The sequence below is a fragment of the Desulfobacter curvatus DSM 3379 genome, from assembly GCF_000373985.1.
Lineage (GTDB): Bacteria > Desulfobacterota > Desulfobacteria > Desulfobacterales > Desulfobacteraceae > Desulfobacter > Desulfobacter curvatus.
In genome coordinates this window covers 1-7,435 of sequence record NZ_KB892926.1, presented here as the reverse complement: position 1 = coordinate 7,435, position 7,435 = coordinate 1, and the positions used below count along the sequence as shown (strand labels likewise).

The following is a 7,435-nucleotide window of genomic DNA, read 5'->3' as shown; positions in this document are numbered from 1 at the left end:
GTTTCGATTGGTGGGTGAACTCACACACATCCACGTTACATTATCAAAAGACCTGCAGAGTGTCTATTATAATTTTGCGACAAAATAATTTTAGATGTCGCTCCGCCCCCCTGATATCATTGATAATAAATTTTGATGCGTCAGCGCTGTCAATATACTCATCATTGAAAAAGACTTTAAGCTACATGCAATTATCCTGACAGGGAAATCGCTTGAGAATAAGGCTGGTATTAATGCCGCCAAAGGCGAAATTCTGGACAGCGGCACATTGGATCTTTGTTTCCATCAGCTGTGGGGTATGTCGGATCATGGCGCAGCGGTCATCCACCTGATCCAGGTTGAGCGTGGGGACAATAAAGCCCTTTTCAATCATATACAGGGTGAGAATGGTTTCGATGACACCGCAGGCTGCAATAGTGTGTCCCATATAGCTTTTCAGCCCGCTGACCCATGGATTATTTCCATAGACATTGTTGATGGCCCGGGCCTCGATCACGTCCCCAATACGGGTGGCTGTGGCGTGGGCACTGATAAAATCGATCCGGTCTGCAGAAATCCGCGCATTTTCAAGACCCATTTTAAGCACCTGGGTGACCCCGGTTAGATCCGGCATAATGAGGTTGCCGCCGTTATTATTGGTGGCGAACCCGATCACCTCTCCAAGGATTATTGCGCCCCGTTTTCTGGCAGATTCAAATTCCTCCAGCATGACCGCACCGGCCCCCTCTCCCACCACCAGTCCGTCCCGTTCGGCATCAAAGGGCCGGGGAGTTTTATGCGGAGTGTCATTATAATGGGTGGAACAGGCCAACAGATTGTCAAAGACAGCCACCGTGGTGGTATCATACTCTTCGGCACCGCCGCAGATCATAGCATCCTGCACGCCGAATTTGATCATCTCATAACCGAACCCGATGGACTGGCTGCTGGTGGTGCAGGCAGATGGTGAACTGATGACCCGCCCTGTTATCCCGAACATCCGTGTAATATTAACGGCGGTGGTATGGACCATTGATTTGAGATAATCTGCACCCGAAATGGAGAGAATGTCAGTGGATTGGCCACTAAAACAGGCCTGGTAGACTTTTTTAAGCACAGCGGTGGAGCCGTGGGAAGACCCAAAGGCAACCCCGACTCTCCCCGAAGAAAGCAATGGCTTGTCAAGCCCGGACTGCCGGATGACGTCATCCACAACCCTGCAGGCAGCAAAAGAAACCGGCCCCATGGTTTTGCGAAATTTTCTTGGAAAGTCGTAGGCCAGGTCCTCGTCCACCGTTCCAAACACGCTGGTATTGAGCTTCTCAACCAGCAGTTCGTCATCCCTGATACGGCCCACACCGGATGTACCACTCTCAAGGTTTTTAAGAATATCAGCCTTGCTGCAGCCAATGGGCGTTATGGCTGAATATCCGGTTATGACAACGCGTCTTTCCATAAATGTTGAATCACCGTTTCAAAACTTTAATACTTCAGGATGTAAACCCAAGACATATAGGAAACTTTAAGCCCGGTCCGCCATGGCCTTTTCAATGAAATCAACAATCTGCCTGACAGTACGTATGGTCATGGCTGTCTCTTCCTCATCCCGGGTCAGTTTGGCGTCCATCAATGTCTCAATTTCCCGGAGTAACTCAATGGCATCAATACTGTCAAAGCCATGGACGGCATTAAGGTCATCGTCAAGCCCGACATCGGACATTTCAAAATTGGTTTCAATGAAATTAATAATGGTGGTCTGTATTTCTTCTCGATCCATTCACCGTATCCTTTTGCTCTTCTGATAATTCTTCGAACGCTTGCCCTCAAAGCATATAGTCATTACCATAATTCATTGTGAATGGAAACATTATCCATGGAGATGTCCATGACAATATCAATTTTGAATGACTCATACAGGTTTAAAGATAATCCGCCATCATCTAAAGGCAAGATGAATAGACAAAGTTAACGCTTTTCATTTCCTAATCTGGAACCTGATCGAAAAATGGCTTAAACTTGAATGTAATTTTTTTGTAACGCCGCAGATAGGTGACTTTTCGTCCGAGGCTATCTAAGAAAAGAGAGATTTGGTCGATACGATATGCAGGTGAAAATATCTTGAGATGTTTTTTCATAAAAGGGTAAATATGGAGTCGAAAGAGAATGCTTAAAATAATAGCCGATTGCTGGGCACTACTTCTTGGCATGGGACTTATCATGCTGGGAAACGGCCTGCAAACGTCCCTGCTTGGGGTTCGCGCTTCCATAGAAAATTTTGGCACCACCACTACTGGATTTATGATGTCGGGATATTTCCTTGGCTTAATATTCGGTTGCAATATTGCACCGTTCTTGGTCAAACGGGTTGGACATATCCGTATTTTTGGCGCACTTGCATCTTTTGCATCAACTTCTATTCTTCTCCAAGCTATATTTATAGATCCATTCATCTGGTGGACAATGAGATTAATAACCGGGTTTTCATATGCCGGGCTTTACATCGTTGCAGAAAGCTGGCTTAACGAGTCGGCGACCAACAAAACTCGCGGAAAACTTTTTAGCCTGTATATGTTGATTTCATTTGGTGGTATGGCCGGCGGCCAAATGATGCTGAATTTTTTTTCACCATCAGGTTTTGAATTATTTCTGCTGGTCTCTCTTCTAATAAGTCTGGCAGTAATCCCTATTTTAATATCAGTATCCCGGGCTCCACAATTTGAGATGATGGAAAAGGTACATATCGTTCAATTATACAGGGTATCCCCCCTCGGTGTAATGGGTATGATTGTCAGCGGCATGGTAATCGGCGCTATTTATGCTATGGGGCCAGTTTTCGCTATCAATATAGGTATGTCAGTCAAAGAAGTTTCCTTTTTTATGATGATGATCATCCTTGGCGGATTTTTGTTTCAATACCCATTAGGCTGGTTATCTGATTTTATCGGTCGAAGAAAAGTAATCGTTTTAAGCTGCGTCTTAGGCGCAGTGGTTTCGATTTTTGCTATCACTCTTTCTCCGGATAATACGATTTTCTTTTTAATAGTAGCCTGTGTTGGCGGGCTTTCCCTCCCGCTTTATGCACTATGCGGAGTGCATATTAATGACTACCTGAACCCTACTCAGATGGTAGCGGCCAGCGGTGTCTTAGTGCTGCTAAGCTCATTAGGTGCAACAATAGGCTCACCGTTAACCGCCGCAGCAATGGATGTTTTTGGTTTAAATGCATTTTATGGAAGCGTTGCAACCATGCTGGCATCTATTTCTATTTTCTCTTTATGGCGTAAAACCAAACGTCCTGAAATTGCAGCCGAAAACGCAGGCGATTTTGTGGTAATGCCTCCAAGCCCACTTACGGCATCTCTTAATCCGGATGTTACGCTAAATCAAATCGAAATTGCTGCAACCAAAGAATCCGAACAGATTCAGTATAGCTTTGATGAGTTATTAAATAACATGGAAAGCCAAGAACTTTCGTGATCTGTTAAAAGGTCACTATTGTCTGCTTTATCAAACAGCTGAGCATTGGTTATATTCATGTCAGCTTTTTTTTTAATCTGATTGACCTATCAAAGAAGTAAGGCCATAAAAACATCATAAGCAGCCAAAATTTTGTCTGTGGGCTGATCATCGAATTCCATCAAATAAGGGGCCTTTATAAGATTATTTAGGTAAGGGCCTGGAACTTTGGGGCCAAAGCGCCGCACATAGTTTCGGGCTTTATGGGCCAATTCGTAGAGACTATTTCGGTCGGCAGGCGTCAGCAGGAATCGATCTAAATCAAGGTCAATGCACCCTGGCGCAGAGTCCTCAACAAGACTTTGCCACGCTTTTAGTAAGGACCGAACATTTAGCGTTAAATCGATCTTTGATGCCTCCCGGTGAGCAGTGTCCACCATAATGTAGCAAACAGCAATAATTATACCGTCATGCATTAGATGCGAACGTTCGCCTATTTCTATGTAAGAGTGTCCCATTAATCTCCTTTATTCAATAAATATAATTTCCTTACCTGGTAAACCGGATTTATTAGTTAGGCCATCCGCAATATTCATTTTTAATCTTGTTCTTTGTGCTGGTGACATTCCTGTTGTATCTACAACAATTTTCTTTGCTTCTGTATTTTGCTGTGCGTCTTTTACGACCTGATCAGCAGATTAAGCATAATGGTAAAAGAGACCAACCCAAAGCCCCAGGTAGAAAAAAAATAACGAAAGTAGTCAACGCTTTTATTGTCAATGGTTTTGCCCTAAAATTATAGACATAGTCCGGGGTCGGCAATTCCTTAAAAACCAGGCTTATCTTGCTTAGAAAACATCATGGATACGATCGGTATCATTTACAAAAATGCCACATAAGATAATCAAGCGCAACTCTATTGATTATCCTCATCCAAGGCCTCCCGAACCTTGATTGTCAGATCCTGCTGTGAGAACGGTTTCTGAATAAAATGCACGCCTTCATCCAACACGCCATGGTGAGCGATCACATTTGCTGTATAGCCGGACATGAACAATCGCTTGAGGTCCGGATAAAGCGACAGAAGGTTTTTGGCCAAGTCCCGGCCGTTCATCTCGGGCATGACCACATCGGTCATGAGCAGGTGAATCTCGCCGGTATGTTCGCGGGCAAGAGCGATGGCTTCCCCCGGCGTGCCGGCCGCAAGGACCTTGTAACCGGTTCGCTCAAGCATCATGCGGGTCATTTTTAAGATGGAAGATTCATCCTCTACCAGCAAAATGGTTTCGGTTCCGTCCAGGCTTATTTTGTCTGAGGTTTTCTTCTCAAGGCTTTCGGTTCCAGCCAGATACCGGGGCAGATAGATCCGGAAGGTGGTCCCCTGGTCCGGCTCGCTGTAGACATTGATAAAACCATCATTTTGCTTAACGATGCCGTACACCGTGGCAAGCCCCAGACCGGTGCCCTTGTCCACGCTCTTGGTGGTGAAAAAGGGTTCGAAAAGATTGGCCCGCGTCTTTTGGTCCATGCCGCAACCGTCGTCACTGATCGCAAGTAGAACGAATTCTCCGGGAACGAAGCCCGTGTGTTCCGCACAATAGGCGGAATCAAATGTCGTGTTGCCAGTTTCTATGGTGATCTTTCCTACGTCTGCAATGGCGTCGCGGGCGTTGACGCACAGATTAGCCAGAATCTGATCGATTTGTGACGGGTCCATCCGGACCGGCCAAACTTTCTTATTGGGCAGCCACGCCAGGTCGATATCCTCGCCGATCAGTCGCTGTAGCATCTTGAGCATGCTTTTGATCGTCCGGTTCAGATCAAGCACCTTGGGTGCGATAGTCTGTTTGCGGGCAAAAGCCAGCAGTTGCCGGGTGATATCCGCAGAGCGCCGTGCGGCAGAGAAAATTTCGCTGAGGTTGTCGTGCAGCGGGTCATCCGGGGCGATGCCTTCCATGGCCATTTCCGTGTTACCGAGGATTATGCTAAGCATGTTGTTGAAATCGTGGGCTACTCCTCCGGCAAGACGTCCCACGGACTCCATTTTCTGGGATTGCAATAATTGTTTTTCCAACTCGTCCTTTGCAGCCTCGGCCTTCCTTTTGGCTGTCGTGTCCTCATAGATAGCCGCCAACTGCCCGGAGGGCAATTTGAAGACATAGTTTTCCACCCACAGCGTAATCCTCTCATCTTGATAGCTGCTGATTGTATGCCGTTGAGGCTGACCAGATTTCCAAACGCTTTGAAAGATCTCGAATAGTCCAAGCGATTCGATTCCAGGAAAAACAGTCCTAACCTCCTGGCCAATGACATCCTCCTTTTTAACCTGTCCGGATTCAAGGCCATGCTTGTTCAATTCTTTGAAGATGAAGTTTTGACCATCATCTGGGGTTTCATAAATTGCTACACCGATGGCCATATTTTCAAACAATCCCCTAAGTAGCGCCTCACTCTCTTGTAAAGCCTCTTGCATTCGCTTGCGTTTGGTTATGTCATCGAAGATCCCCAATACACCGATCACTTCCCCCTGCTCGTTTTTAAAAGGAAGCTTAATGGTATTTACCCATCTTTCTTCGCCCGCGACCACATATATTTCATCGGTGACCTTAAGTTTTCCTTCATGGATTACTTCATTATCATCTTTCCGGTACTTTTCAGCCAGTTCAGCCTGGAAAAAATCAAAATCGTCCTTACCGGCGATTTCATCTGATTTTATCCCTATGTCCGTGGCAAAATTCGAATTGCAGGACATAAAGACAGAATTTCGGTCTTTAATAAAGATACGCTGCGGAAGGTGCTCGATAAGATTTCGATATCTTGCCTCATTTAACTTCAGCATTTCTTCTGATTGTTTGCGGGGAGTTATATCAATGAGTGTCCCGAACATCCATTGGGGTTTACCGTCATCAGTCCAGGAAATCACCTTGCCCCGATCCAGAATCCAGACCCAATGACCTTTTTTGTGCCTCATGCGGCGTTCGCACTCATAATAATCTGTTTCACCTTTGAAATGCTTTTGAAGCAATTCGTTGCTGGTATTGAGATCGTCAGTTTGGGTGTTATCTATCCATGTGTTGATTGATATTGGCGCCAATTCTTTCAGGCTGTAGCCCATGATCTCTGCCCAGCGCTCATTCAAAATGGTTTCCCCGGTCTGGACATTCCATTCCCATGTCCCGGCCTGGGACCTTCGATCACTCCCTCCAATCTGGCCTTATCTTCTGCCAATTGTTTTGATTCGATTTGCAGCTGTTCTGTTTCTTTGCTCTTGAAAAGAATTTTTGCAGAAAGGATCGTTGTCAAAGTGAAAACAGCGGCAATTATCAATGCAATGACAGCTTCATTTCTCCAGGGCCTTAGATATTCATATTCGGCATTTCCAGTAAGAACGAAAAAAGGATATTCGTCAGTCTTGCATAGTGATATCATCTGTTCGACGTCGTTGTAAGGCGGCCTTGCTTTGTATGTAGCGGCAGAAGAGCCTTTTTCAATCAGATTTCGGGTTTCCTGTGACACTGCTTGAGAGCCGATCTGGCCACCTGGTGCTCTGTTATTGGGCCAGAAGGCGATCAGGTTCAACTCTTTGTCCCTGAGTGCTACGGTTTCCTGTCTGCCAGTTTTGAGTGCTGAAAAAAGCTTGTCGAAATAACCGACATCAAACATGCCGATGGCTGTCCCTGCGAATGATCCGTCAGGAAAATCGATTCTTTTTGCGAGCACAAACAACCAGGGCGCATTCCCATTTTCCCGGTCATGCCGCCGGCATTGGATTGTGCGTGGTTGCCATGAGTTTCAAACAATCCCAACGCCCTGCTTTAAAGTATGATCGTAGCATAATCATTTTTTCTGCATTTTCCCGATACCAAAAAGTGCATGGACCTTTCAGACGTAAATTCACCACCCTACGAATTGAACTTTCAATAGCACCGCTGCCAATAGGTAAATTCAACGCTTTTACAGTGGGGAAATCAAGCCGTCTTTCATTGCGTACAAAATAATC

6 protein-coding genes and 1 pseudogene are annotated in these 7,435 nt (G+C 45.6%); 1 reads left to right on the top strand and 6 read right to left on the bottom strand.

The window, feature by feature from the left end; genetic code table 11:
• Window positions 1-181 precede the first annotated feature (181 nt).
• Both B147_RS0103930 and B147_RS0103925 read right to left on the bottom strand, forming a co-directional pair.
• On the bottom strand, window positions 182-1,435 hold the full coding sequence (locus B147_RS0103930) for a beta-ketoacyl-[acyl-carrier-protein] synthase family protein (RefSeq protein ID WP_020585944.1): 1,254 nt from the start codon (window positions 1,433-1,435) through the stop codon (window positions 182-184).
• A 66-nt stretch (window positions 1,436-1,501) separates the two neighbouring features.
• The gene (locus B147_RS0103925; protein WP_020585943.1) at window positions 1,502-1,756 is read right to left on the bottom strand and encodes an acyl carrier protein; all 255 of its coding nucleotides are present in this window, start codon (window positions 1,754-1,756) and stop codon (window positions 1,502-1,504) included.
• Window positions 1,757-2,142: 386 nt separating this feature from the next.
• On the opposite strand from B147_RS0103925, the gene B147_RS27325 reads away from it, so the two are divergent.
• On the top strand, window positions 2,143-3,456 hold the full coding sequence (locus tag B147_RS27325) for an MFS transporter (protein ID WP_020585941.1): 1,314 nt from the start codon (window positions 2,143-2,145) through the stop codon (window positions 3,454-3,456).
• An 89-nt stretch (window positions 3,457-3,545) separates the two neighbouring features.
• Here B147_RS27325 and B147_RS0103910 read toward each other — a convergent pair whose 3' ends face one another.
• The 4 genes and pseudogenes from B147_RS0103910 to B147_RS27315 all read right to left on the bottom strand — a co-directional run.
• Window positions 3,546-3,953: a hypothetical protein gene (locus B147_RS0103910; protein ID WP_020585940.1), complete on the bottom strand. Its 408-nt coding sequence runs from the start codon at window positions 3,951-3,953 to the stop codon at window positions 3,546-3,548.
• 398 nt (window positions 3,954-4,351) lie between these two features.
• The gene (locus tag B147_RS30925; protein ID WP_020585939.1) at window positions 4,352-6,574 is read right to left on the bottom strand and encodes a hybrid sensor histidine kinase/response regulator; all 2,223 of its coding nucleotides are present in this window, start codon (window positions 6,572-6,574) and stop codon (window positions 4,352-4,354) included.
• Complete coding sequence (locus B147_RS0103900) at window positions 6,571-7,155, bottom strand: PDC sensor domain-containing protein (protein WP_157237762.1); 585 nt, start codon at window positions 7,153-7,155, stop codon at window positions 6,571-6,573. The genes B147_RS30925 and B147_RS0103900 overlap by 4 nt, the downstream gene beginning before the upstream one ends.
• 31 nt (window positions 7,156-7,186) lie before the next feature.
• Window positions 7,187-7,435, bottom strand: a pseudogene (locus B147_RS27315) (hypothetical protein); the annotation flags it as partial.

Bases quoted from the DNA above. Each gene is read 5' to 3' on its own strand.
- B147_RS0103910 (WP_020585940.1), bottom strand. From the start codon at position 3,953: ATGGGACACTCTTACATAGAAATAGGCGAACGTTCGCATCTAATGCAT.
- B147_RS27325 (WP_020585941.1), top strand. From the start codon at position 2,143: ATGCTTAAAATAATAGCCGATTGCTGGGCACTACTTCTTGGCATGGGA.
- B147_RS0103925 (WP_020585943.1), bottom strand. From the start codon at position 1,756: ATGGATCGAGAAGAAATACAGACCACCATTATTAATTTCATTGAAACC.
- B147_RS0103930 (WP_020585944.1), bottom strand. From the start codon at position 1,435: ATGGAAAGACGCGTTGTCATAACCGGATATTCAGCCATAACGCCCATT.